20 protein-coding genes and 1 pseudogene are annotated in these 21,879 nt (G+C 70.2%); 12 read left to right on the forward strand and 9 right to left on the reverse strand.

Features of this window, described 5'->3' with window-relative positions:
* Positions 1-26: 26 nt before the first annotated feature.
* Positions 27-482 (forward strand): hypothetical protein, encoded by a 456-nt coding sequence (locus OEB96_RS13150; RefSeq protein WP_266215952.1) that lies wholly within the window; start codon positions 27-29, stop codon positions 480-482.
* Positions 483-558: 76 nt separating this feature from the next.
* Here OEB96_RS13150 and OEB96_RS13155 read toward each other — a convergent pair whose 3' ends face one another.
* From OEB96_RS13155 to OEB96_RS13165, 3 genes are read right to left on the reverse strand one after another with little or no spacing between them, the layout of a single operon-like run.
* Positions 559-858, reverse strand: coding sequence for a type II toxin-antitoxin system RelE/ParE family toxin (locus tag OEB96_RS13155; RefSeq protein ID WP_266215953.1), 300 nt, complete (start codon positions 856-858; stop codon positions 559-561).
* Positions 855-1,103 carry an addiction module protein gene (locus OEB96_RS13160; protein WP_266215954.1) on the reverse strand — a complete coding sequence of 83 codons (249 nt, stop codon included), beginning with the start codon at positions 1,101-1,103 and terminating at the stop codon, positions 855-857. Before OEB96_RS13160 ends, OEB96_RS13155 begins: the two co-directional genes overlap by 4 nt.
* A 48-nt stretch (positions 1,104-1,151) precedes the next feature.
* Positions 1,152-2,408 (reverse strand): radical SAM/SPASM domain-containing protein, encoded by a 1,257-nt coding sequence (locus tag OEB96_RS13165; protein ID WP_266215955.1) that lies wholly within the window; start codon positions 2,406-2,408, stop codon positions 1,152-1,154.
* A gap of 80 nt (positions 2,409-2,488) precedes the next feature.
* On the opposite strand from OEB96_RS13165, the gene OEB96_RS13170 reads away from it, so the two are divergent.
* The 3 genes from OEB96_RS13170 to OEB96_RS13180 all read left to right on the forward strand — a co-directional run bounded on the left by OEB96_RS13170 (position 2,489) and on the right by OEB96_RS13180 (position 6,059).
* Positions 2,489-3,211 (forward strand): hypothetical protein, encoded by a 723-nt coding sequence (locus OEB96_RS13170; protein ID WP_266215956.1) that lies wholly within the window; start codon positions 2,489-2,491, stop codon positions 3,209-3,211.
* A gap of 49 nt (positions 3,212-3,260) precedes the next feature.
* Complete coding sequence (locus OEB96_RS13175) at positions 3,261-3,815, forward strand: hypothetical protein (RefSeq protein ID WP_266215957.1); 555 nt, start codon at positions 3,261-3,263, stop codon at positions 3,813-3,815.
* A gap of 87 nt (positions 3,816-3,902) precedes the next feature.
* Positions 3,903-6,059, forward strand: a complete 2,157-nt coding sequence (locus OEB96_RS13180) for an alpha-amylase family glycosyl hydrolase (protein ID WP_266215958.1) — start codon at positions 3,903-3,905, stop codon at positions 6,057-6,059.
* Between the two features lie 47 nt (positions 6,060-6,106).
* Here OEB96_RS13180 and OEB96_RS13185 read toward each other — a convergent pair whose 3' ends face one another.
* Positions 6,107-7,024 (reverse strand): RluA family pseudouridine synthase, encoded by a 918-nt coding sequence (locus OEB96_RS13185; RefSeq protein WP_266215959.1) that lies wholly within the window; start codon positions 7,022-7,024, stop codon positions 6,107-6,109.
* A 200-nt stretch (positions 7,025-7,224) separates the two neighbouring features.
* On the opposite strand from OEB96_RS13185, the gene OEB96_RS13190 reads away from it, so the two are divergent.
* Both OEB96_RS13190 and tsaA read left to right on the forward strand, forming a co-directional pair.
* A complete protein-coding gene (locus tag OEB96_RS13190; protein WP_266215960.1) occupies positions 7,225-8,232 on the forward strand; it encodes a hypothetical protein in 1,008 nt (335 codons plus the stop codon).
* 83 nt (positions 8,233-8,315) lie between these two features.
* Positions 8,316-8,852 (forward strand): tRNA (N6-threonylcarbamoyladenosine(37)-N6)-methyltransferase TrmO, encoded by a 537-nt coding sequence (gene tsaA / locus OEB96_RS13195; protein ID WP_266215961.1) that lies wholly within the window; start codon positions 8,316-8,318, stop codon positions 8,850-8,852.
* Positions 8,853-8,902: 50 nt separating this feature from the next.
* Here tsaA and OEB96_RS13200 read toward each other — a convergent pair whose 3' ends face one another.
* Together OEB96_RS13200 and OEB96_RS13205 are read right to left on the reverse strand one after the other, a co-directional pair.
* Positions 8,903-10,303, reverse strand: a complete 1,401-nt coding sequence (locus tag OEB96_RS13200; RefSeq protein WP_266215962.1) for a penicillin-insensitive murein endopeptidase — start codon at positions 10,301-10,303, stop codon at positions 8,903-8,905.
* The gene (locus tag OEB96_RS13205; protein WP_266215963.1) at positions 10,282-12,102 is read right to left on the reverse strand and encodes a cytochrome P450; all 1,821 of its coding nucleotides are present in this window, start codon (positions 12,100-12,102) and stop codon (positions 10,282-10,284) included. The genes OEB96_RS13200 and OEB96_RS13205 overlap by 22 nt, the downstream gene beginning before the upstream one ends.
* A gap of 110 nt (positions 12,103-12,212) precedes the next feature.
* On the opposite strand from OEB96_RS13205, the gene OEB96_RS13210 reads away from it, so the two are divergent.
* The 6 genes from OEB96_RS13210 to OEB96_RS13235 all read left to right on the forward strand — a co-directional run bounded on the left by OEB96_RS13210 (position 12,213) and on the right by OEB96_RS13235 (position 19,200).
* Positions 12,213-13,601: a vWA domain-containing protein gene (locus tag OEB96_RS13210; RefSeq protein WP_266215964.1), complete on the forward strand. Its 1,389-nt coding sequence runs from the start codon at positions 12,213-12,215 to the stop codon at positions 13,599-13,601.
* Between the two features lie 113 nt (positions 13,602-13,714).
* Positions 13,715-15,067 (forward strand): serine/threonine-protein kinase, encoded by a 1,353-nt coding sequence (locus OEB96_RS13215; protein WP_266215966.1) that lies wholly within the window; start codon positions 13,715-13,717, stop codon positions 15,065-15,067.
* A gap of 127 nt (positions 15,068-15,194) precedes the next feature.
* The gene (locus OEB96_RS13220) at positions 15,195-16,178 is read left to right on the forward strand and encodes a hypothetical protein (protein WP_266215967.1); all 984 of its coding nucleotides are present in this window, start codon (positions 15,195-15,197) and stop codon (positions 16,176-16,178) included.
* Between the two features lie 60 nt (positions 16,179-16,238).
* Complete coding sequence (locus OEB96_RS13225) at positions 16,239-17,261, forward strand: hypothetical protein (protein ID WP_266215969.1); 1,023 nt, start codon at positions 16,239-16,241, stop codon at positions 17,259-17,261.
* Positions 17,262-17,271: 10 nt separating this feature from the next.
* Positions 17,272-18,510 (forward strand): sigma-70 family RNA polymerase sigma factor, encoded by a 1,239-nt coding sequence (locus OEB96_RS13230; RefSeq protein WP_266215970.1) that lies wholly within the window; start codon positions 17,272-17,274, stop codon positions 18,508-18,510.
* Between the two features lie 63 nt (positions 18,511-18,573).
* Positions 18,574-19,200: a hypothetical protein gene (locus OEB96_RS13235; protein ID WP_266215971.1), complete on the forward strand. Its 627-nt coding sequence runs from the start codon at positions 18,574-18,576 to the stop codon at positions 19,198-19,200.
* Positions 19,201-19,213: 13 nt separating this feature from the next.
* Here the strand turns inward: OEB96_RS13235 and OEB96_RS13240 are convergent, their stop codons facing one another.
* The 3 genes and pseudogenes from OEB96_RS13240 to OEB96_RS13245 form a co-directional block, all read right to left on the reverse strand.
* Positions 19,214-19,702, reverse strand: coding sequence for a hypothetical protein (locus OEB96_RS13240; protein ID WP_266215972.1), 489 nt, complete (start codon positions 19,700-19,702; stop codon positions 19,214-19,216).
* Between the two features lie 312 nt (positions 19,703-20,014).
* Positions 20,015-20,311, reverse strand: a pseudogene (locus OEB96_RS46635) (glycosyltransferase); the annotation flags it as partial.
* 132 nt (positions 20,312-20,443) lie between these two features.
* A complete protein-coding gene (locus OEB96_RS13245) occupies positions 20,444-21,871 on the reverse strand; it encodes an RtcB family protein (RefSeq protein WP_266215973.1) in 1,428 nt (475 codons plus the stop codon).
* Positions 21,872-21,879 lie beyond the last annotated feature (8 nt).

The following is a 21,879-nucleotide window of genomic DNA, read 5'->3' on the forward strand; positions in this document are numbered from 1 at the left end:
GCCCGTCCCTGGGGCATGATGTGCACATGGCTCGCTTGACCCCTTGTCCCTCGTGCCACGCCCACGTGTTCGTCGACGACCGTCGCTGCCACAGCTGCGGCGCGGCGCTGCACACCACCACCGCGCCCGTCGTCACCTCGATGCTGCTCGGCTTGATGCTCGCCGGCTGCCCGGGTGACAAGGAGGACGACACGGGCGCGACCACCCACGAGTCGCACGACGGCTCCGGCACCCACGGCACGACCATGGGCAGCGACACCGGCTCGACCACCGCCGACTCGATCAGCGGCAGCGGCGACGTGGAGTACGGGACGCCCGACACCGGCATCGACGATGCGACGGCGTCGGGGACCTCGGGATCGGACACGCTCGGCGAGCCGGAGTACGGCGTGCCCGAGACCAGCACCACCTCGGGCTCGGGCACCGACTCGGTCGGCGAGCCGGAGTACGGCGTGCCCGAGACCAGCACCGGCTCGGGCTGAAGGCCGAGTCAGCGCGCTCGCACGATGCTCGGGAGAGTGGCTCGTCGCCCGCCACCATCGCAGCGGTCAGCGCAGCTCAGAGTCGAGAGGCCCAGTACCCAGGCCTGCGTTTCATGTGTGCGACGGCGATCACCAGCACGCCATCCCCATGTGTGTAGACCAGGCGAAAGGGGAAGCGCTGAAGGTTGAACACACGCGCCGGGGCGTATCCGACCCACACGGGCCACGCCAGGGGACGCTCGACGATGCGATCCACACCGCCGTAGACGGCGTCCTCGAATCCGTCACCGAGGCCGAGCTGTTGGCGCTCGTACCACGCGACGGCATCGGCGAACTCGTCTGCGGCCTCCGGGTGGAAGACGGCAGGCCCCGTCACTCCGACCGGGCCTTGCGGCGCTGCGCGACGACCTCGTGGACTTGGCTCAGCGTAAGGGGGACCACGGCGCCAGAGCGAACCTCGTCATGCCGTCGTTGGATCTCTGCCGTCCACGCGCCGTGGACGTCGGGGTCGTCGTCGGGGTCGTCGTCGTCCTCGAGCCCGCGGACGAGCTCGAGGGCAAAGAGCGCCCGCTCCTTCCGCGGAAGCTTTCTGCTCTCGATGATGAGCTGGTCGAGCTTCATGATCGTCACCCAGGCTATCACGGTCGGGCCGCCGTGGCTCCCGCGCTACTACCCCAGCACGGGCAACGACCGCCGCGAGGGCTCCGGCGGCGCCTCCGTCGACCACGGTTCCTCGCGCAGCTCGAACCTCCCGAAGTCGTACGGATCCCCCGGTGCCCGCACCGCATGCACCAGCACCTCGCGCACGCCCTGCTTTCGCAGCGTGCTGGCGCGGTGGTAGCAAAACGGGTTGTTCCCCCGTCGCCCCAGCGTGCTGTGGCTGGTGAACGAGCACCCGGCTCGGCACACGTCGGCGTAGTAGCAGCCGGCACAAAAGCCCCACAGCTCCTCGCGGGTGCGGTCGCGGGTGAACTTCATCGCCTCGCCCGACTCCCAGATCTCCTCGAGGCTCAGCTCGCGTACGTTGCCGCCCACATAGGGCGCGGTGGGCAGCGAGGGGCAGCCCTTGATCACTCCGTCGGACTCGATGCCCATCACGTACTGGCCCGCCTGGCAGCCCGAGAAGAAGCGATCGGCGCGATCGGGCCGCGAGCGCAGCATGTGCTCGTGCGGCCCGTAGTAGCCCATGTTGTTGCCCAGCGTCACGTGGAACGCCTTGTGCGGCGGCGTGCCGCTCTGCTGCGCTCGCGCCACCGCATCGGCCTCGATCTCGGCCAGCGTGTCGATGATCCCCATGATCATGTAGGGCTGCACGATCCACTCGGGACGATCGGCCGCCCTCCCCATGGGTGCGGTGAGCTGCGCCCGCCACACCGCGACCCCGGCCGCCTCGAGCTCCGCCGCGATCTCCCGCAGCTGCCCCATGTTGAGCCGGTTGACCTGGGTGTTGCTGGTCACGACCATCCCCGCCGCGCGCCCGTTCTCCACCGCTCGCAACGCGGCCGCGTGGCTGCCGGGGCTGGCCCGCAGGGTGTCGTGCACCGCCTCGGTGCCGTCGATCGACACCCCGATCGCCGCCAGCCCCGCCTTGCGCAGGCGCCTGGCCCGGTCGGCCGTGAGCCCGCGTCCGCCGGTCTGCATGGTCACGCGCACCCCTTGCTTGGCCAGGTGCTCGACCAGCTCGTACACGTCGCTGCGCAGGTAGGCCTCGCCGCCGATCAGCGTGACCTCGCGCGTGCCCAGCCTCACCAGCGCATCGGCCACTTCGAGCAGCTCGGCGGTGGACAGCTCGTCGTCGCGCACGGGGCCGGCTCGCGAGCCGCAGTGATCGCAGGCATGGTCGCAGCGCAAGGTGATCTCCCAGACCGCGTAGATGGGTCGCGGGCGATCTTGGTCCTGAGGACGGATGGTGCGGGGGCTCGACATGAGCGGTGTTCGGAGTATCGCATGCCCGAGCCGACGGCGGGGGGCTTGTCGTGCCCTGCGATCCATGGTCCCGTCCCGCCATGCCCGATGCGCGCGGAAGCTCGCCTTCGCCCTGGACCGTGGTGGGCGAGCCCACCATCGAAGAGACCAACGAGCACATGTGGATCGTCCGCGGACACGTGCCCCGGATGCCGCTGGGGCGCTACATGGTGGTCGTTCGCATGGAGGACGGCCGCTTGCTCGTCCACAACGCGGTGGCGCTGCCCGAGGCCGACATGAAGCGCCTCGAGGACTGGGGCGAGGTGGCCTACCTCGTGGTGCCCAACGGCTTCCATCGCATGGATGCCAAGGCATTCGCCGACCGCTACCCCAACGCCAAGGTGGTCGCTCCGGTCGGGGCCCGGCCCAAGGTCGAGGAGGTCGTCCCGGTCGATCTCACCTACGATCGCTTCGAGGGCGACGGCGTGGTCTCGCTGCGGCACGCCGCGGGCATCGACGAGAAGGAAGGCGTGATGACGGTGACCGCCGAGGACGGCAAGACCATGGTGTTCACCGATCTATTGTTCAACGTGCCGCACCAGCGGGGCCTGATGGGGCTGGTGATCCGCCTGATGGGCTCCACCGGCGGGCCCAAGGTCACGTGGCTGTTTCGCAAGGTGGCGCTGCGCGACAAGGAGGCGCTGCGAGGCTTCATGCAGCAGCTCTCGGGCACCGAGGGGCTCGTGCGCCTGGTCCCCGGCCACGGCGTGGTGATCGACGAGGCTGCGAGCCAGACCCTGGCCGCGGTGGCGGAGCGGCTCTAGACCCGAGCCGCCTGGCGAGCGCGGCGAGGCTTTGGCAAAGTCATCCGACATGGGCAATCCGATCGCCGCCAGCACTCAGGACTTCCTCGCCGGGCTCAACGTCACGGTCCGCGAGACGGCCGAGGAGTCGGTGAGCAACAACTCGCTGCGCGTGTCGGGCATGCAGCTGACGCTCGAGGAGGAGCTCAACCTGGCCAAGGCGGTCCTGCTCATCGCGTCGGCCGACGGCCTGTCCAAGCAGGAGCGCGGCGCGCTGCAGTTCCTGATGATCATGTCGGGCATCCCCAACCAGATCCAGCGCAGCGTGCTCGACTTCGATCCCGAGGGCGTCACCCTCGACCACGTGAGCGAGCTGTTCGAGCGGGGCAGCCGCAAGGCGGCCTACGTGCTCTCGGGGGCCACCACCGTGGCCTCGTTCGACGGTCTGTCGGTGCTCGAGCGAGAGCAGGCGCGGGAGCTCGGCGAGCAGCTGGGCCTGTCCAAGTCGTTGGTCACCGCGCTCATCGACAACGCCTGCGAGCTGGGGGCCGCGATGGCCGGCGGCGACCGGACCGAGGTGGAGGCGCTGGAGAAGGCGCGACAGCTGCTCCTGACCTCCGCCTGAGCCCCCACGCGAGCGGTCGACCGGGTGCCCTGCGCGCGCTTGTCCCCGCACGGGCCCCGCGCGTAGAGTACGAGGTGCTCGGTCGCCATGATGACGCTCCTTCGGTCCCGCTGGTCATTGCTGCTCGCCGCCATCCCGACGCTCGGGTGTGGCAGCGACAACCTGCTCAGCCACGAGTACGGCAATCCCGATGCCACCACGACCTACGGGCAGGACGACGGCCCGCAGGGGGGCACGGCCGCCACCGGGGACACCGGGGTCGAGACCACCGACACGCCGTTCTGCGAGAAGGTCGACTGCGGCGAGGGAGGTACCTGCAACGAGGCCGAGCAGACCTGCGATTGCAGCGAGGGCTACGTCTACGATCCCATGGCTCAGACCTGCGTGGTCGATGCGTGCGCGGGGGTCGAGTGTGGCTTTGGCGAGCTGTGCGAGGGCGCCGATGGCTCGTGTCAGGCCGCGTGCTCGCCCGACCGCACGGTGGGCGACTTCGAGTTCTGCGCGCAGAAGACCAGCACCGCGGTGGGGATCATCGTGCGCTATCAAGGCGCGGGCTCGCTCGACCTGGGGGCCAGCACCATTCGTCTCAACGACGACGAGCTGCCGGCCGAGGCCGTGGAGGTCGATCCGGGCTCGGGCGACATGGCGATCTCGGCCACGGGTCTGGCGCCGAGCAAGTACAGCTTCTTGCTGCGCATGCGCACCGACGGCGGTCAGGACGTGCGCCCGCTGTTCGTGCCGCAGTGGCTGGGGCAGGGCATGCGCTACGCCGACTTCTCGTGGAAGGACGGGATCATGTACCAGATCATGACCGACCGCTTCCTGAACGGGGATCCATCGAACGACATCGACAACTCGCAGGGCACGCTGGCCGAGGTCAACGACGTGCGGAGCCAGTGGCAGGGCGGTGACTTCCGCGGGATCATCCAGAAGATCGAGGACGGCTACTTCGAGGACATGGGCATCAACGCGCTGTGGATCAGCTCGCCGCTGCTCAACTCGCACAACTCGCAGCCCGCGGTGGGCCTGGGCGACGACCGTCGCTTCTCCAGCTATCACTCGTACCACCCCATCGTCACCGGCTACACGCACCTCGACGACTTCGGCTACGAGAACCCGATCGAGACCGCGTTCGGCACCCCCGCGGAGCTGCACGAGCTGGTCCGCAAGGCTCATGCGCGTGGGATCCGGGTGGTCCCGGACTTCGTGACCAACCACGTGCAGAGCGAGGCCCAGATCTACGCCGACCACCCCGAGTGGTTCTTCACCTACAACCCCTGCGACGGCAACTGGGACGCGCACCGCATCGATTGCTGGTTCACCACCCAGATGCCCGACTTCGACTACGGCGGCAATCCGCAGGCGATCCAGACGGTGGTCGATCACGCGCTGTGGATGATCCAGGAGTTCAACTTCGACGGCTTTCGGGCCGACGCGCTCAAGCACATGGACGATGCGTTCGTGCGGGCGCTCAAGACCGCGGTGGTCGCCGAGATCGAGACCACGGTGGAGAACCACGATCTGTCCGAGGAAGCCACCGTGTTCTACATGGTGGGCGAGTCGCTCGGCGGCTGGGCGCGCTACCACGTGCGCGCCGACATGGTGCAGGGGCAGGTCGACGAGGACTACTATCAGCGCACCAAGAATTCGCTGCTCACCTACAGCCAGAGCGTGCAGGACCTGGCGAATTTCGCGATCCCCAACGACACCGCCTATCTCACTCCGCAGCCCACGGTGGCGGGCGGGGTGGGGGGATACGCCGGAGCGATCATGGGCAACTTCTTCGGCAACCACGACCAGGTACGGGCGCTGACCGAGGCCGGCGGCGCTCACAATCGCCTGCGGCTGGCGCAGACGTTCCTGTTCACCTCGCCGAGCAACATCCCCATGCTCTACCAGGGTGACGACATCGGAACCTTCGGCGGGCAGGATCCCGACAACCGTGCCATGCACCGGTTCACGGGGCTGTCCGGGGACGAGCAGGACTCGCTGGAGAACGCCCGCATGGTGGGCCTGCTGCGCGAGGAGCATCCGGCGCTGCGCCGTGGCACGCGGCAGACCGAGTACGTCGAGCCCTACTTCTGGGTGTATCGAGTCGAGCATCAGGGCGACGTGGTCTACGTGGCGATCAACCGCGACAGCGACAAGTCGTGGGAGCCGCCCGGGGGCTACGTGGACGCCCTGGGGAACTGCTCCGGGGGCACCGTGCCGTCGGAGCGCAGCTGCGTGTTCGTGGAGCAGTAGGGCCCGGCTTGGCCGGGCGTCCCACGAGTGGGATCTGCAAGTGACGATCAGCTATCCGTGGTGAGCCGAGCCCACGCGCGTTCCATGTCCTCGGGCACGGGTGCCGAGAAGCAAAGGCGTCGACCGTCGCGGTGGTCGAGCTCGAGGCGCGCCGCATGCAGCAGGGGCCGCGCCTGCTCCGGCCACGTGGATCGGCGTGGGGGCCCGTAGACGCCGTCGTAGTAGAGCGGGTGTCCCACCGCGGCCAGGTGCGCGCGGATCTGGTGCTTGCGTCCCGTGTGCAGGGTGATCGCCAGGCGGCAGGCGTGGTCGGTGCTCACGAGTACGCGCCAGTCGGTGCGCGACGGTCTGCCGCCCTCGCCCACGACCACCGGCCTGTCGGCGGGGGTATGGATCGGCAGCTCGATCGAGCCCTCGCCCTCCATGCAGCCGTGCACGACGGCCACGTAGTGCTTGTTGGTGGTGCGCGCGGCGAACTGTCGCGTGTAGAAGTCGATGAGCGTCCGTCGCTTGGCCAGCGCCACCACCCCGCTGGTGGTGCGGTCGAGCCGATGTAGCACCGAGGGCTCGACGCCGGGGTCGGGTCGCTCGACCGCGTAGTGGTGCTGGAGTCGTCGCAGCAGGTTGCGGTACTGGCACGTCGAGGCGGGGTGCACGGCCAGGTTGCCGGGCTTGTCCACCACCACCAGGTCGTCGTCTTCGTAGACGATGCGCAGCGGAATCTCCGCGAGGTCGAGGTCGGCCTCGGGCTTGCGAGGCAGCCGGAGCATCACCACGTCGCCGGCGGCCAGGCGATGGGCCTTCTTCACGCGATGCCCGTTGACGATCACCTGGCCCGCCGCGAGCAGCTCGGCCAGCGAGCGACGCGAGCGCCAGTGGAGCTGCTGCGCGAGGTAGGCATCGACCCGCAGCCAGGCGTGCTCGTCGGCCACCGTCAGCTCCACCGTTTGGGTCGCCGGGGTCACGGTGGCGGGCATGATAGGACTTCTTCGGCGGCGTGATTTGCGGACCAGGTCCGTACCATGGGGTCCGGGTGCTGCGATGGCGTCGGTAATCCTTTGGAATTGCTCTGCTTGTCAGAAAGGAGCCGGCCGGAGATTGATTGCAAGCAACCACTTGCTAATACGCGATCGTCAGCTCCCTCCCGAACGGAAAGGACCTCGCCATGCAACCGCCCATCGCCCTCTCGGCCGGCTTCGAGCACGGCCTCTCCATCGACCTCGTTCGTGCCGCGCTCGCGGCTCTGCGCGCCATCGTGGCGCCGTCCGGCCCGTGGCCGAAGGGCGCACGGCGGCTCGCCGATGCCGTGGTGTGGAAGACCGGCTACGACCTCGAGCCCGAGGCGATCGCTCCCGCTGCGCCGGCCGAGACTGCGGCGGCGGTGCCGGGCCTTCCGCTGCGCACCCAGCTCGTGCGCCTGGCGATCGTCGGCGCGATGATCGACGGTCGCCCGAGCCCGGCGATCGCCGGCCGCGTCGACGCGCTCGCGGGCGCTCTGGGCGTCGACTCGCTCGAGCTCGAGGACCTGCGGCTGCTCGCCCACGGTCGCCTCATGCGGCTGCGTCGGCACCTCATGCCACGCGCGTGGGTGTTCTCGATCCTCCGCAAGCACGTTCGCGAGCACGGCTGGTGGTCGCTGGTGAAGATGCTCGCCGTCATGATGCGGCTGAGGGTCGACCGTGGGATCCAGGCCAGGTTCCGGGCCCTCGACGAGCTGCCCGCGCACACGCTCGGACCGACGCTGCTGGCGTTCTGGCGCAACGCCGGCTTCTCGCTGCCCGGCTCGCGCGGCGCCCCGTTCTACATCGTCTACTACCACGACGTGTCGCACGTGCTGGCGGGCTATGGCACCGATCCCGCGAGCGAGGTGCAGGCGGGCTGCTTCCAGGGCGGCTACCAGCACAGCGATGGCTTCATGCTGGTGTTCTTCACCCTGTGCCAGTTCCACCTCGGCATTCGCCTCACTCCCATCGCGCAGGCCGAGGAGGGCCAGTGGGATCCGTTCCGGGCGCTCGATGCCATCTGCCGCGGTGCCGGCATGAACCGCGACCTGACCGATGGCACATGGGACCTGTGGGAGCACGCGGCCGAGGACGTCGACGAGCTACGGCGCCGCTATCACATCGCGTCACCCGCCTGGCCGCCCGGGTCGGTGCAGCCTCGTGCGGCGTGAGCGTGAGCGCAGCACAGCAGGATCCAGGGCATCCATCACGAGATCGCCCCGTCGAAGCCGATCATGCTAGACCACCCACCCCGATGGCTCGGCCCATCCCGCCCAAGCACTACGCCGAAGACGCCGTCTTCCCCACGCGCATCGAGCTGCGGCCCATCGGCGTGGTGCGCTCGCCTCACAAGGAGCGCCACGGCACTCCGCGCCAGGCGGTGCTCCCGGCCGATCCCGCGCTGCGCCCCGACGAGCGCGCCGTGCTCGAGCTGTTTCCGCAGGTGCTCTCACCGCATGCGGTGCAGGATCTCCCGGGCTTCGACTACATCTGGGTGATCGCGTGGATGCACCTGAACCATGGCTGGCGCAACCGGGTGGCCGTGCCGGGGGAGCACGGCGAGGTCAAGCGAGGGCTGTTGGCCACGCGAGCGCCGCATCGGCCCAACCCGATCGCGCTGTCGGCCGTGCGCCTGCTTGCCGTGGACGGCCTGTGCCTGCACGTGGAGCGCTGCGACCTGCTCGACGGCACGCCGATCCTCGACGTCAAGCCCTACGTGCCCTATGCCGACGCGTTCCCCGACGCGGGCGCGGGCTGGGTGGACGTGCGCGACGCGGTCCCCGAGGGGTGAGCGCCGAGCATGCAGCGACTTCGATGGCGCTCGCGTCGTTGGTCGAGCGCTCATCCCCCGTCGCGTCCGGGGGCCCGGCCGGCCGCGCACTCGGTCTCGTGGGGCCCGCAGCGAAAGCGAACGTGGATGTGGTCTTCGTGCCCGCTCTCGTGACGCATCGAGCCCGCATGGGCGGTGGCTCCACGGGGCCACTGGATCACCTCGCGCAGCGTGGCTCGATCGACCCCGAGCTTGGTGGCCGCCTTGTGCAGCCGTCGCTGTAGCTCGTGGTCCAGGAACAGCATCTCCACCTCGCCCGTGTCGAGCAGCGCAGCCACGAGCTTCCACAGCGCCTCGTAGTCGATCCGTCGCGGCTCGAGCTTGGTCCACGAGGGATACCTCGCCAACAGCGGCAGCCAGATGTCGAGATCGCGGCCGGTCTGGTGCGAGCGATGTCCCTTCATCGGCCCGCCGTGGGGCCAGCTCATCGAGCCCAGCAGCACGTCGCGCTCGTAGCCGCCCTCGGCGTGGAACTTCTGCAAGGCCTTCACCAGGTTGGTCACCGCGTGGGTGGTTCCGTACGACGACGGCATCATCTTGCGGCGCCAGCCTGCTCCCTCGGGGATCCGAACCCCGTTGATCAGCCGACCCTCCCATGGCGGCCCCACGCCCACCGCACCGCGCCGAATGCCGACCGCCCCGCCCTCGGCCTCCGTCGCGCTCTCCCCTTCGTGGATCCAGTGATGTACGACCGGATCGATCCACAGCGTGATGCGCTCTCCTCCGGCCAGTCGGTTGGGTGCGGTCCAGTTGGCGGTACGAAGGTCTCGGGAGTCGATGCCATGCGCGGTCCCGATGCTCCACCAGGTATCCCCCGGCTTCACCGTGTACCCCACCCGCTTGCGCGTCGGTGGCACTCGCTTGGCCTTGAGCTTGACGCGCAGGCCCGCGGGCGGCGTGGCGTCGGGCGCCAGGCCGTTCCAGTTGCGCACGGCCTGCGGCGTTGCGTCGTAGCGATGGGCGACCTGCTCGAGGGTCTCGACCCGCAGGATGCGATGGATCACCCAGGGGCGGGTGCCCTCGATGTACTCGATGTCCACGTCGTCGAACCGCAGCGGAGGGTCGGACTCGGTCTCCTCGGTCTCCTCGGTCTCCTCGGCCTCTTCGGCTGCCTGCGGAGGCTTGGCGTCGAGGACGAGCTCGGCATCGAGCGACTCGGGCGCAGCGTGCTCGCTCGCAGGGTCCTGCGGCACCGTCCTCTCCAACGTGGTGTGGTCCCCGCTCGCATCGACCTGCGTGGTGGAGAGCACGAGGCTCTCGTGGGCCGGGGCGGGTGGCGAGCTCATGCTCGCGGCCTGCACCACTCGACCGGTCTGGTCGGACATGGGCATCGCGAGCCATGCGGTGGTGGTGCCGCCCACGGCGAGCCCGAGCACCAGTACGCTCGTGATCAGGTGGTCGCGTCTCGCCATCGCGGCCGCACCATCATTCCATTCTTGGGTCTGATGGTCAGCCCGGCTTCGAGCTCGGGGTCGAATCCCGGTGTCAGATCGAGCCAGCAGCGCTGCATCATGGTCGCTGCGATGAGCTTCATCTCCATCATCGCCAGCGACTGGCCTACGCACTTGTGCAGGCCCGCCAGGAACGGAAAGTAGGCGCAGGGCGAGGGGTCCGGGGCGTCGGGAGCGAAGCGATCGGGGTCGAAGCCCTCCGGGTTCTCCCAGACATCGGGTCGCCGGTGGGTCACGTAGGGCGCCACCATGACCCAGGCCTTGGCGGGGATGGTGAAGCCACCGATGCGATCCTCGGAGACCACCTCGCGGAGGACCATGTAGGCGACGGGATAGAGCCGCATGGTCTCGAGCAGCACCTGCTCGAGGTAGACGAGCCGATCGAGCTGGCCCGCCGTGGGGACCGCTCCACCCAGCTCGCGCCGCAGCTCGTCGTCGATCCGACGCGCGATCCCGGGGTGCCGCGACAGCAGATAGAAGAGCCACACGAGCGTGTTCGCCGAGGTCTCGTGCCCCGCGAGCAGGTACGTGAGCATCTCGTTGCGGATCTGCACGTGGCTGAGGCCCTCGCCGGTGTCGGGGTCGACGGCGTCGAGCAGCATCGACATCAGATCGTGCGGATGCTCCTCCGACTCCTGACGCGCGGCCAGCGTTTCGAACACGAAGGTCTCGAACACCTTCATCGCGCGGGCGAAGCGACGATTGGAGGGGGTGGGGATCGACGAGGGCAGGCGGAACGGATTGGTCAAGCCGGCGGCCCACTCGAGGGCCACGGGCACCGCGTCTCCGATCGCGTTGGCATCGTCCTGGAGATCCACGCTGAACAGGGCCTGGCCGATGATGCGCAGGGTGACTTGTTGGATCTCGGTCGCCAGGTCGAAGGTGCCGCTCGGCTCCACGCGGCGCGCCCACTGGTCGACCATGTCGGTGGTGTACCGGGTCATCATCTCGCCCATGCTCGCGATCGACTGGCGGTGGAACGCGGGCTGGGCGATCCGTCGCAGCGGGCGCCATTCCTCGCCGTCGGTGGTGACGATGCTGTCGCCCACGAGCACCCGAGCGCGGTCGGAGCTCCTGCCGCGGACGTAGTTGCGGGCATGATCGATCAGCACGTGCTTGACGTGGTCGGGGTGCGAGATCAGAAACCACTCGATCCCGGGCATGCGGATGCGCACCACGTCGCCGTGCTCGTTGAGGCATCGCATCAGCAGGCCGATGGGGTCGTTGACGACCGCCCGTAGCTCGCCCACCAGCGCGCTGCCCTTGGGCCCCGGGGCGCTGCGAGCGGGCGCCGCTTCGAGGTCGTCGACGATCCTGCGCCACGTCTTGGCATCGCCGATCCCGAACTCCTCGGCGATGACCGCGAGCGCTTGCTCCTCTTCGGGGCTGACCGACTCGGTCAGTCCCCACAGCCCACCCGCCGACTCGGCCACGTCCTTGCAGAGCACCAACAGGTTGGAGAGCGTCTCCGCCGTGATCGCGTTGCCGAGGCCGTGGCGAGCCTCCGTGAGCACCTTGAGCAGGCCGAGTCCCTTGCGGACGTACTCGGTGTCGGGCTCCTCCTCGAGCCATCGGTCGAGCAAGCTCTCGCCCTTGCCCACCAACCACCCCTTGTCCCGGGCCACGCGCCGGATGAGCGCGCCCTCGGCTCGCTGCACGGTGCCGTCGGCCCAGGCCACGAACACCAGCGGCAGCAGGCCGAGCGTGCGGAAATTCTCCTTGTCGATACCGAGCTCGCGCATCGTGGCCGAGATGTTCATGGCTTGCCCTGGGGAGCATGGCATAGCGGTGCGGCCGCCCAAACCCGATCACGGGGTCGTGCGTTGGACCGCCGGCGTCCGCCATATGCGGCGGTGACGCAGGGGCAACCATGAAGCGCAGGGCGTTCGTAGGCATGGGAATTCTCGGTGTGGTGGGGGCAGCCACCTGCTCATGGTGGCAGTCTGCCCCGCCCGAGCCGCTCGACCTGGTGAGCCTTCACAGCCAGCAGAGTCGCCGCACGGTGCCCGCCGACGTCGGCACCGAGCTGTGGGCGGTGTTGCGCATCGTGGTCGACCAGGGGCCCGCCGAGGAGCGTCCGCCGGTCCACGTGGGCCTGGTGATCGACACTTCGGGCTCCATGGAGGGGGAGGCGATCGTGGCGGCCCGCGCGGCGGCGGCCGAGCTGGTCGGCGCACTCCAAGATGGAGATCGCCTCACCCTGGTCACCTTCGACTCCAAGCCGGTGCTGGTGGTGCCCAGCGTGGAGCTCGACGACGACGCTCGCGAGGAGAGCCTGGAGAGGATCGCCGCCATCGAGGCGCGTGGCACCACCGACCTGGCCGGAGGGCTCCACCTGGCCCTCTCGGACCTGCTGCCGCACACCAGCGAGGGGCGCGTGACCCGGCTGGTCCTGCTGAGCGACGGGGTGCCCAACGATGCCCTGGCGATCCCGTCGGCGGTGGCCCAGGCCGCCTCGGCCGGGATCACCGTGACGGCGCTGGGCTTTGGGCTCGACTACGACGAGACGCTGTTGTCCTCGATCGCGCAGCAGACCGGGGGCGCCTTCCACTTCCTCGAGGCCCCCGCCGACCTCGTGCCGATCTTCCGCGAGGAGAACCTGCGGCTGCAGGGCATCGCGGCCAAGGACCTGGTGCTGGCGCTGACCACCGGCCCCAACGTGGAGCTGCGAGAGGTGGTGGGCCAGGCGTTCGCGCTGCCCCAGCCGCGGCTGGGGATGGTGCTGGGCGACCTGAGCCGGGGCGAGGAGCGGGTGGTGGTGGTGCGGCTGGCGGTGGGTCCACACCGGGCGGGGGCCACCGTCGAGCTGCTCGACGCCGCGCTCACGTTTCGCGATCCGAGCACCGGCCTGGCCGTGGATCATCACGCGGTGTTCCTGTCGGCGCGGGCCGAGGACGACTCGGCCTTGCTGGCGGAGGACATCGATCCGGCGCTGGAGCGGGAGATCGAGAGCGCCAAGGCAGCCGCGCTCACGCTGCAGGCGGTGGCGCTGTCTCGGCAAGGCAACGACGTCGATGCGCTGTCCATGATCGAGCAGGCCGCCCCCGCGGCCGCCGAGGCAGCCGCGCGCCTCGATGACGAGCGCTTGCGCGAGCAGGCCAAGGACATGGAAGCGCTGGCCGAAGTGTTTGCAGCCGAGCCCGAAGGCGCCGAGAGTCCCTCGCCGAGCCCCCGGGCCAAGGCGGCACCCAAGCAGCGACTGTTGCTCCGCCAGGCCCACGGCAACGCCGCGATCAACTTCCAGGCCCGTAAGCACTAGCAGGCCAAACCGCCGAATCTCCGGTCGAGGGCTCGTTCGGCCAGGAACCATGGGGGGTCGTGCTAGGATCGCAAACCGACCCACGGGGCCTGCCCCCATTGCCCAATCCCGCCATGCCCTCGGTCGTCGGCAGCGATCTGTCAGGAACCACACTCGACGGCCGCTTCCGGCTGACTCGTGCGCTGGGCGAGGGTGCAATGGGGCAGGTCTACGTGGCGCACCACCTCGCGCTCGATCGCCCGGTGGCGGTGAAGGTCCTGCACCCGTGGCTGGCGGCCCAGCCCAAGCACCGCGAGCGCTTCATGCGCGAGGCGCGAGCGGCCTCGCGCATCAAGCACCCCAACGTGGTGGAGATCGTCGATTTCGGGACCTCGTCCGAGGACCAGGTCTACCTGGTGATGGAGCTGCTCGATGGTCAGGACCTCAAGGCGCTCCTGCGCCGCGACGGACCGCTGCCCTGGGCGCGGGCCCGCCACTACCTGCTGCAGGCCGTGGCCGCGCTCCGCGAGGCCCATCGCCATGGGATCATCCATCGCGACATCAAGCCGGCCAACTGCTTCGTGTGCACCTCCGTGGAGCCCCAGCTGCCCGAGCGCATGAAGCTGCTCGACTTCGGAATCGCCAAGCTCGGCGAGGATCCGAGCGCCAGCTCCACCGGCAACGTGGGCAAGCGCCTCACCCAGACCGGCGAGCTGGTGGGCACGCTGGCCTACATGGCCCCGGAGTTTGCCGAGGGGCTGCCGGCCAGCGTGCACACGGACATGTATGCGCTGGGGATCATGGCCTACGAGCTCATCACGGGGAACGTGCCGTTCACCGGCCGCAACGAGTTCCAGGTGCTGGCGCGGCACCTGAGCGAGCCGCCCGTGCGACCGCGGGCGCTGGTGGCCACGCTGTCCGAGGCGGCCGAGTCGGTGGTGCTGACGCTGCTGGCCAAGAAGCCCGAGCTGCGCTTCGAGACCATGGCCGACGTCGAGCAGGCGCTGCTGGCCATTCCCGCCGATGGCTCGGAGGGGCCGATCGTGGTGCCCCGTGGGAGTCGGGAGAGCAGCGGGCCGGCGCTGGTGCGCCAGCACAAGAGCGGGCTGTTGTCGGCGGCTCCGCCCGTGGCGCGAAGCCCCGCGGGCGAGGTGAAGGCCGAGGCGAAGGCACCACCAACCGCCGCTGGGCGGTCGCCGCCCAATGGCACGCCACCGAACGAAGCGCCCGCGGTCGACGTGCAGGCGAGCTGGCGGATGGGCGAGTCGATCGACGGGCTCGACGTGCGCGTGGACGAGGATGACGTGCCCAGGCCTCCCCGGGACTGGAACACGATCATCACCATCGTGCTCTTGAGCCTGCTGCTCGGGGCCGGGATCGCGTCGGTGGTGATGCGGCAGCGCGGGATCGAGATCCCATGGCCGTGGTCCAAGCCGCACGTGGAGACCCCTCCGACGCCCGCGCCCAGCAGTGCGCAATCCCCGTGAATCGACGGGCGACCGCGGGCCGGAGGAATTTTCGAAGATCGGTTAATGGGCGCGGGCCACGGCCGAGACCAACCCTGGTGAGGCCCCCGGCGGGGCCGCCAGAGGACCCATGAATCGAATTGGCTTGATGACCTGCTTGGGCGCCGCGTTGGCGCTGCCTGCCTGCATCGTGACCCACGACCTCGGCGAGACGGCCGAGGACACCGGCGGGGCGAGCGAGGACACCGGGGGCACCGAGATGCCGCCCGATCCCAGCGCCACCAGCGGAGTGCCCACCAGCGCGACCTCCGGAGAGGCCGACGAGCCGCCCGATCCCTCGGTCGGAAGCGATGGGACCGACGGGACCGACGGTGACCCCACCACGGGCGACACGGGCGACCCCGGGTGCGAGCAGGATCCGGAGTACGCCCGCTGGCTGTTCAACGGCCAGGGCATCGCGCCGCTGCAGGGCATCGACCCCCAGTTCGCGGCCATCCTCACCGGTCCCTGCACGGTGGGCGAGGTGGTGGAGACGCCCGGTCAGGAGGGCGATCCCACGTGGACGATTCCGCTGCAGTGCACCCTGAGCGGTCGGCTCGACGCCGATGTCATGTTCGAGGGCGATGCCTCGCCCGTGATCGAGATGACGGGCACCGTACCGGCGGCGGAGGTGGTCGACTCGATCGGCGACCAGGTGTGGCTGTCGGTGGTGCTCGAGTGGTGGGGCATGGGCTGGAACGGCTGGGTGATGCTGGAGGACGGGCAGGGCGCACCCGTGCTCGATCTGTTCGATGCCGAGTACGTCGATCCGATCGACTCGTCCTGGGGCCTCGAGGTCTCGGACATGCTGGGCGGGGCGCCCTGGCACAAGGGCATGGGGGTGGGGACCACCGACTCCCAGTGCGGTGGCCCGATCACCAAGTGCAACGACGAGCCGATGGCGATCACGGCGGGCTGGATCGAGGAATCGCCGCTGGTGCTGCATCCCTACCAGGAAGGCATGATCGGAACGCCCTTCCCCGAGCAGCAGATGCGAGTGAGCGTGACCTCGGCCCACGCCACGCCCATGCCCACGTGCACGGATACGCCGCTGGCGAGCTATGCCATGGCGGCGTGGGCGGTGACTCCGTGACACCGGGGGCCGGGGCCGGCGTTGCCCGGCCCCGCGCGCACTCCGATAATCGACCCACGCGTGCTGGCACCGCTCCTCTCGATGCTCTTGCTCGATCCGGCCCCGGCCGGGCTCGAGCTGCGGTGGCAGACCGAGCCGGCATGCGTGGAGGCCGAGGGCTTGCCGGGTCGCGTGACGTCGTTGCTGGGTCGCGCGCCGCCGGAGGCGAGGCTCGCCCTCGCGGCGGAGCCCGTGGGCGAGGGCTGGCGGGTCGCGCTCGAGCTCGCGTCGGCTGGGCCGGCGGTGCGCCGCACCCTGGAGGGACGCGACTGCGCCACGCTGACCGACGCGGTTGCGTTGGTGGTGGCGGTGCAGCTCGATCCGCTGGCGGTGGCCGGCGCGTCGACGGGCGACTTCGAGTCCTCGCCGGTGGTCGAGCGGGAGCCCGAGCCCCGGCTCCCGCCTCTGCCCCGGATCGACCCGCCGCCCTCGACGGAGGCGGTGGGCGAGCCCGAGGCATCGGCGGAGCGGCGCATCGAGCGTTCGCGAGCGAGCGGGCCATCGGCGACCGATCGCCCGCCGTCGCGGCCCCGCCCGCACGCCGTGCTGGCCGCGGCGATGATGGGCGAGCTGGGGGTGCTGCCCCGAGGCGCCGGGGCGTTCGAACTCTCCGGTGGGGTGGGTGGTCGGCGGGCTCGGCTCGAGCTCTCGGGGTTGGCGTCGGTGGGGCCGGGTGGGGTGAGCGAGCGGCTGCCCGCGGTGGGGGGACGCTTCGGTCTGTTCACGGGAGGGGTGCGGGGGTGCGGCGTGCCCCGGCGCGATCGGATGGCGCTGCCGCTGTGCGGGGGCGTCGAGGTCGGCGATCTGAGGGGCAGCGGGATCGGCTTGCTCCACCCGAGGACCGTGAACGCGCTGTGGGTGGCCGCCGTGGCCAGCGCTCGCCCGCAGTGGGTGCCCACGTCGCGGCTCTCGGTGGGGGCTCGGCTCGACCTGGTGGCGCCGCTGCGGCGCCATCGCTTCGCGATCGCCGAAGCGGGCCTGGTGCACGCGGTGGATCCCGTGGCGGTGCGCGTGGGCCTGAGCGTCGAGCTACGGCTACCCTGAGCGAGGCATCATGACCGCGTCGCATGCCATCGAGCCGCACGGGGCCGGAGACGATCCCGCGGCCCGGATCGCCGCGTTGTTCGACGAGCACTGCGGCTTCGTGTGCCGGGCGCTGCGGCACCATGGCGTGCAGGAGGCCGCGCTCGACGACGCGGTGCAGGACGTGTTCGTCACCGCGCATCGCCGCTGGTCGACGTTCGAGGGGCGCAGCAGCGCGCGGAGCTGGTTGTTCGGCATCGCGCGGCGCATCGCATTTCGCTACCGCCGCTCGGCCGACGCCCGGGCGCGGCGCTTCGTGCTCGCCGACGCCGAGACCCCCGAGGGCGTGCACGAGCCGTTCGACCGCGTGCAGGCGGCCCACAGCCTCGCCGCCCTGCTGCAGCGGCTCGACGACGACAAGCGTGCGGTGTTCGTGCTCGCCGAGCTCGAGGGCATGACCGCTCCCGAGGTCGCCGATGCGCTGGGGTTGCCGCTCGGGACCGTGTATTCGCGGCTGCGTGCGGCGTGGCAGGGGCTCGATCGCGAGGCGGGCCGCGAGACCCGGCGCGAGCTGTCGCGGCTGCGACCTCCCGAGCCGTCGTCCGAGCAACGCCGGCGCATGTGGGGGCTGGTGGCGGGCGGCCTGGTGCCCAGCCGGGGCAGCGGGGGAGCCGTGGCCACGGGCGGAGGATGGTGGGCGCAAGCCAAGTGGTTGGCCGTGGGGTCCGCGCTCGGGGTCGGGCTCTTGGGGGCGCGGGCGGCCATGGTTGCGGCGAGCGGCTCGGCACCTGCGCGGTTGGAGAGCCATGCGGAGCCCTCCGGCTCGACGCACCACAAAACCCGAGACGAGCGGCCCGTGGCCGCGGGAGAGGTCGAGCCGTTGGCGGAGGCGGCCGTGCCGGCGCCGCGTGTGCCCGTCCCCACGTCCGAGCCCACGCGGCGGCCGGTGGTCCGTCCGCAGGCCCCAGCCGCCCCCGCCCAGACCAACGCGGTCGAGGAGCCACATACCGATGCGCTCACCGCCGAGCTCGCGCTCGTGCGACGCGCCCGGCAGGCACTGCGCAACGGTCGGCCACAGGATGCGCTCGAGCGGCTGGCCGAGCACGCGCGTCGCTTCCCGGACGGGCAGCTGGCCGACGAGCGTCGACTCGTGCAGCTGGATGCCCTGTGCGCGGCGGGTCGGTCCGACCAAGCCGCCCTCGAGGCCAAGGCGCTCGGCCGAGATCCCGCCTGTCCCCCGTCACGCGATCCGGCAGGCGCCCGCCCGTGACTAATGGTGGGTTCCTGCGAGATCTTAGCCGCTCCCAGGACCCTCTGCTACGCTTCGCCGGTCATGTCTTGGCTTCGCACGCTCCCGCTGCTCGTCTCCGTTCTGGGCCTGGGCTGCTTCAGCAACACGGTTCAGCTCGAGACCGATCCCGATCCGGGAGACGGCAGCGGCAACGACTCGACCAGCGACACGATGGATGGCACCGGGGACACGACGGTGTCCGACACGGGCATGCCGATGGGCCCGCAGACCTACCTGATGGCCTACAACTCCTCATGGCAGCCGGGGCTGCCGTTCCAGGCCGTGGTCACCGCCACGCCGGGCTCGGGCACCGTCGATCTCACGCTGCAGTGGCTGAGCCTCGACATCGGCAGCACCACGGCGCCGCGGCAGCCGGTGGGTGACGTCTACGCCTACGCGGGGGTGCCAGTCGATGCGGCCACGGGCACGTTCTACTGGGACACGGGGATCATCCTGATTCCGGGGGCGGCCAATCCGATCACCGGGGCCGACGTGGTTGCGTCGATCCAGCTCAACGCGGTGCCGGCCGGGACCCCGGCCTACTGTGGCGCGGCGGGGGGCACCGTGCTCATGCCGGTCGAGCTGTCGCTCGACGGCTCGTCCCACGGCATGAACGTGATCAGCGACGTGGGCAACCTGCCGATCGAGTTCTTCGTGGCGTGTCCGTAGCGCCGGGCCCGGCCTACGGCGTTGGACTCGAGCGACAGTACTCGGCCACCGCGCGGTAGCTGCTCGCGCAGAACTTCTTGTGGTTGCGCTTGGTGTAGCGGCCCTCGACGCTCTGCCGCATGGTCTCGCACTCGGCGTAGCCGAAGTGGGTGCTCGCCACCTCGTCGCCCAGCGACTCGCAATACTCACTGCGATCGGTGCTGCTCAGGCACTCGCGGGTGAGCCGAGGCGCCTCGTTGGCGCACCAGCTCTCCACGCCGGGGCAGGCCATGGCCCAGTCCACGGTGAAGGCCACGCACTCCTGCGGGCTCATCGTGCGCTCGGTCCAGGGCAGCGGGCCGGCCTCGAGGGTGGCGGCGCGGTACTCCTGGTAGCGGGCCTGCTGTCGCCGGACCGTGATCCCGAACACCACGCACAGCAGCACGATCACCGCGATCACGCCCAGGACCAGCCGGCGGGTGCGCGGGCGATCGGGGGCGGGAGCGGGGGTGGGTACGTCCACGGACCGGAGCATAGGCGCTTTCCGCCCGCAGTGCGCACGGCGGCGGTCGCGGCTGCTCCGGCGACGCCGGGGAGGCTCTCTCAGCCGCTTCACGCGACGAGCCGTCGGCCGCGATGCTGGCGGGGCCCGGCCCCATCACTCGCCAGGGCCGTCGGGGATCAAGTCGGCGAAGGGGTCAGCTCCCTCGCGAAGGCCTCGAACCGGTTGAAGAACAGGCAGATGTGATAGCCGTCGCCGAACTCGTGGCGGAGATCGACGACGAGGGGCATCTCGATCGTGCGTGTCCTTCGCATCCGGGTCCAGCTCGAGCAGCTGCTTCAGCTCCTGCCTGGCGACGCGCTCGTCGGCATCGAGGACCAGCACCCAGGGGGCGCCGATGGCAGAGATTCCGAGGTTCCTCGCGGCGCTGAAGTCCAGGAGTCCAGCATGGGTCGTTCGATGGTACGAGATCGGTGTGACACCGAACCGGGACTCCAGGAGATCCTGGGTTCCGTCGGTCGAGCCCGTGTCGACCACGATGATGTCATCGAAGAGGTCGTGGATGCTCTCGAGGCAATCCGTCAGGTGACCGACTTCGTTCTTGACGACCATGCACAAGCCGAGTTCCATCGATCGCCACCTGGATCCTGGTTGTGATGAGTGTATGTACTAGCTGAATCCGGCGAGCACGGGCAACACGAATTGCAGTGCTCACGATTTCAGTCGATTTCAATTTTCGTTCCGCTCGAGCACGGTACGAGCTCACCCCTTGAAGGTCAGCAGTGGTCGCAGTCGCGCCACCTTCGACACCACGCCCGCCTGCACCTGGATGTCGACCACGGGCGTGATCGGCTTGTAGGCGGCGGGCGCTTCCTCGATCAGCCGCTCGGCCTTGAGGGTGATGCACTCCACGCCATCGAGGCCCAGGGCGGTGGGATCGGCGGGCCCGCGGCGGCCGACCTCGAAGCGGCTGAGCGCGCGTCCGGCCCCGTGCGAGGCCGAGCTGAGCGTGAGGGGGCAGCCGCGCCCGACGGCCAGGTACGACGAGTGGCCCATGGAGCCCGGGATCAGCACCGGCTGTCCCGCGTGGGCCGGAGTGGCGCCCTTGCGGTGCACGAAGCGGTCGCCTTCGCGCAGCACGATGTTGTGCGGCACGTCGAACACCAGCGGAGCCTCGAGGTCGGCGCGGTAGACCTCTCGCATGCGCAGCCGCACCAGCTCGGCCAGGAGCAGGCGGTTGGCGAAGCCGTAGTTGGCCGCGGTGTGGATCGCCTCGAGGTACTCGGCCGCGTCGTCACCGTGCAGCGCGAAGATGCCCGTCTCGGGATGACGCACCCCGGTGGGCCAGCGCTTGCGCGCGCGGTCGATCCACGTGTTGCCCACGTGGCGGCCCACGCCGCGCGAGCCGGTGTGGATCATGAACGCCACCTGGCCCGGTCGCACGCCCCACTCGAAGGCGAGACGCGCGTCGAGGATCTCCTCGACCACCTGCAGCTCGCAGAAGTGATTGCCGCTGCCCAGCGTGGCCAGGGTGGGGTCGCGCAGCGAGTCGCGGGAGGGGTCGCACAGCGCCTCGGGAGCATGGCGGGACGCGCCGGGGAAGCTGCCGCCCTCGTAGACTCGGCAGAGATCGCGCCAGAGCTGGCTGGTCTCGCTGCGCGCGAGGGCGCCCAGCGGGCGCTCGGCCACCGCCTCGAGCCAGCCCACGCAGCCCTCGTCGAACATCGCGGCCATCGAGCCCGGGGTCATGGGCAGGTCGCGGGTGCCCAGCAAGAGATCGCCGCGCAGGCGCTCGACCAGCGCCTCCTTGCCCGCTGCGAATGCGTCGATGTCGAGGTCGGTGACGTGCAGGCGCATGCCGCAATTGATGTCGGTGCCGATCGCCTGCGGCACGACCAGATCGGTGGTGGTGGCCACCACCGCACCCACCGGCACGAGGTGGCCGGCATGGAAGTCGGGCGTGGCGCAGACCTGGCACACGTGGCCGCCCGCCGGGTGGCGCACGCCCGCGAAGCCCATCAGCTGGTGCAGCGCCTTGGACTCCAGCGGGAAGTCGGGCGGCAGCACCAGCTCGGCCGGCGGGATGTCGTCGCGATCGGGGCGACGGATCCGGTAGCCATGATCGGTGGTGGACAGGTGCAGGCCCTCGCGAGCCAGGGCCGCGAAGACGCGATGGAGTCGAGTGGACATGACGGCTG

This window comes from Paraliomyxa miuraensis (genome assembly GCF_026337845.1).
Classification (GTDB): domain Bacteria; phylum Myxococcota_A; class Polyangia; order Nannocystales; family Nannocystaceae; genus Paraliomyxa; species Paraliomyxa miuraensis.

Bases quoted from the DNA above. Each gene is read 5' to 3' on its own strand.
- OEB96_RS13220 (WP_266215967.1), top strand. From the start codon at position 15,195: ATGACCTGCTTGGGCGCCGCGTTGGCGCTGCCTGCCTGCATCGTGACC.
- OEB96_RS13150 (WP_266215952.1), top strand. From the start codon at position 27: ATGGCTCGCTTGACCCCTTGTCCCTCGTGCCACGCCCACGTGTTCGTC.
- OEB96_RS13160 (WP_266215954.1), bottom strand. From the start codon at position 1,103: ATGAAGCTCGACCAGCTCATCATCGAGAGCAGAAAGCTTCCGCGGAAG.
- OEB96_RS13210 (WP_266215964.1), top strand. From the start codon at position 12,213: ATGAAGCGCAGGGCGTTCGTAGGCATGGGAATTCTCGGTGTGGTGGGG.
- OEB96_RS13230 (WP_266215970.1), top strand. From the start codon at position 17,272: ATGACCGCGTCGCATGCCATCGAGCCGCACGGGGCCGGAGACGATCCC.
- OEB96_RS13170 (WP_266215956.1), top strand. From the start codon at position 2,489: ATGCCCGATGCGCGCGGAAGCTCGCCTTCGCCCTGGACCGTGGTGGGC.
- OEB96_RS13200 (WP_266215962.1), bottom strand. From the start codon at position 10,303: ATGGCGAGACGCGACCACCTGATCACGAGCGTACTGGTGCTCGGGCTC.
- OEB96_RS13215 (WP_266215966.1), top strand. From the start codon at position 13,715: ATGCCCTCGGTCGTCGGCAGCGATCTGTCAGGAACCACACTCGACGGC.
- OEB96_RS13165 (WP_266215955.1), bottom strand. From the start codon at position 2,408: ATGTCGAGCCCCCGCACCATCCGTCCTCAGGACCAAGATCGCCCGCGA.
- OEB96_RS13245 (WP_266215973.1), bottom strand. From the start codon at position 21,871: ATGTCCACTCGACTCCATCGCGTCTTCGCGGCCCTGGCTCGCGAGGGC.
- OEB96_RS13175 (WP_266215957.1), top strand. From the start codon at position 3,261: ATGGGCAATCCGATCGCCGCCAGCACTCAGGACTTCCTCGCCGGGCTC.
- OEB96_RS13190 (WP_266215960.1), top strand. From the start codon at position 7,225: ATGCAACCGCCCATCGCCCTCTCGGCCGGCTTCGAGCACGGCCTCTCC.
- OEB96_RS13180 (WP_266215958.1), top strand. From the start codon at position 3,903: ATGATGACGCTCCTTCGGTCCCGCTGGTCATTGCTGCTCGCCGCCATC.
- OEB96_RS13205 (WP_266215963.1), bottom strand. From the start codon at position 12,102: ATGAACATCTCGGCCACGATGCGCGAGCTCGGTATCGACAAGGAGAAT.
- tsaA (WP_266215961.1), top strand. From the start codon at position 8,316: ATGGCTCGGCCCATCCCGCCCAAGCACTACGCCGAAGACGCCGTCTTC.
- OEB96_RS13235 (WP_266215971.1), top strand. From the start codon at position 18,574: ATGTCTTGGCTTCGCACGCTCCCGCTGCTCGTCTCCGTTCTGGGCCTG.